This window comes from Kineococcus gurbantunggutensis, assembly GCF_050871925.1.
Lineage (GTDB): Bacteria > Actinomycetota > Actinomycetes > Actinomycetales > Kineococcaceae > Kineococcus.
In genome coordinates, this window is the sequence record NZ_JBJLSG010000321.1 from 1 (window position 1) to 1784 (window position 1784).

General features: G+C 73.4%; 2 protein-coding genes and 1 pseudogene. 2 read left to right on the top strand and 1 reads right to left on the bottom strand.

Annotated features, from left to right (window positions below):
* Both ACRYR7_RS25425 and ACRYR7_RS25430 read left to right on the top strand, forming a co-directional pair.
* Positions 1-110, top strand: a pseudogene (locus tag ACRYR7_RS25425) (IS5/IS1182 family transposase); the annotation flags it as partial.
* 25 nt (positions 111-135) lie between these two features.
* Positions 136-387 (top strand): hypothetical protein, encoded by a 252-nt coding sequence (locus ACRYR7_RS25430; RefSeq protein ID WP_432575173.1) that lies wholly within the window; start codon positions 136-138, stop codon positions 385-387.
* A gap of 434 nt (positions 388-821) precedes the next feature.
* Here ACRYR7_RS25430 and ACRYR7_RS25435 read toward each other — a convergent pair whose 3' ends face one another.
* Positions 822-1463, bottom strand: coding sequence for a GAF domain-containing protein (locus tag ACRYR7_RS25435; protein ID WP_432575175.1), 642 nt, complete (start codon positions 1461-1463; stop codon positions 822-824).
* Positions 1464-1784: the final 321 nt, after the last annotated feature.

Genomic DNA, 1784 nt, shown 5'->3' on the forward strand with positions numbered 1-1784 from the left:
ACCAGTTCAAGCGGTTGCGGATCCGCTACGAGGTGCGAGCCGATCTGCACCTGAGCCTGCTGCAGCTGGCGTGCGCGCTCATCTGCTACCGCAAGCTCCCAACGTCATAGTGAAAGGAGCTGTAAGGCACCCGCCGTGAACAGCACCCGCGACACCGAGCACCTCGTGCTGACCACCATCGTCAAGGACGCCGAGTGGCGAGCCGACACCGCCGCCGCCATGGCCAGGGCGCACGAGCGCCTGCACCAGCGCGCCCAGCAGCACGCCCTGCGCCTGCAGGGCGCTCCCCTGGAGGAGGTCGAGGTGCTCTACGACGCTCACCGCGTGCGCATCACCCTGAGCGCCCAGGCCGTTCGCACCGACGGCGGCACGACCTCACCGACGTGATGCTCACCGGCGTGATGCTCACCGGCACCACGCCCACCGGCCGGCGCCCACCGCCCACCGCCCACCGGCCGGCGCCCACCGCCCACCGGCTGGCGCCCACTGCCGTGGTGCTCACGCCGGCGCCGGTGGGCAGGCAGCGCGACAGCCCGGGCTGGTGCAGAAGGAGCGCTGCCCGTTCACCGCGCCTGCTTCACCGCCGCGGGCGCAGCGGCCTCGACGGTGGCAGCCACAGGAACAGCTACAGCGGCAGGCGGGCTAGGCCAGACCGGGCCGGACCGGACCGGGCGGGTCAAGCTCGTGCTACTAGACCCCGGTTTGCAGTGGTGCCCCACCTGGCGCTGGCGCGCGGCGTCACGCGCGTTCGAGGCGGTGGCAGTGGCGCTGGCGTAACGGCCTCGCCGCCGCCGCAGCACAGCAGGCGCGACAGGTGCCGATCACCAAGGTGCCTCGCGCGCAGGGCGAGCCCAACGGTGCAGCAGCTGCTGCACCTGCTGCGCGGCCTCCTGCAACAGGCGCAGCTCGTGCCCGCCGAAGCGGCGCGGGCAGGCGTCGATGACGCAGTGCGTGCCGATGACCAGCCCGCTCCGGTCGCGCAGCGCGACACCGGCGTAGCTGATCATCTGCGAGCGCTCCACGAGCGGGTTGGCGCGGTGCACCTCATCGGCACGGGCATCGACGATCACGTGCGTGCCACCGGCGCTGACGGTGGCGGGGCAGAAGGAGAACTCCACCGGAACGGCCCTGGTGCGCGCAGCCCAGCCGCGCACGCCGTGCTGGCCGAGGTGGTGCACGGCACAGTCCGTGACCGCGCTGACCACAGCGACGGGAGCCTGCAGCAGCTCGCCGGTGCACCGCGCCAGGACGTCCAGCTGCTGCCTGGCGGCGGCAGGCAGCAGCAGGTAGCGCGCGGCGCAGACCGAGCGGCGGTGCTCGGCCACGGCCGGGTCCTCGAACGCCATCAGCAGCTCCCATCCTCCGGTGCAGCGCGCGGCACCTGCCCCTGCACGGCACAGCGGAGCACAGCCATCGCCATCGCCACCGCCATCGCCACCACGACGCCGCGGCTGAAACCACACCCGGGCGATCAGCGCTGAAGAGCACCCGCACGCAGCAACAGCACCCCCGTTCAGCGCAATGCCCCACGACGGCTCGCGATCCGCAGCGACACCCGCGCAGGCTGCGACGCGCCCGCCCCGCCCCCTCACCGGCGTGCTGCCAGCGCCGCGGACCGCGCCGGAAGCGGAGACAGCAGCAGGGACAGCAGCAGGGACAGCAGCAGGGACAAGAGCACTGGAGCCCCCACCCGCGAACACTCCAGCGGTGCTGCGCTTCCCCCGCGCACCGGCGCAGGCCTGATGACCCGTGGGTGCCCGGCGGGCGCCGGGTCGGTGCCCGGC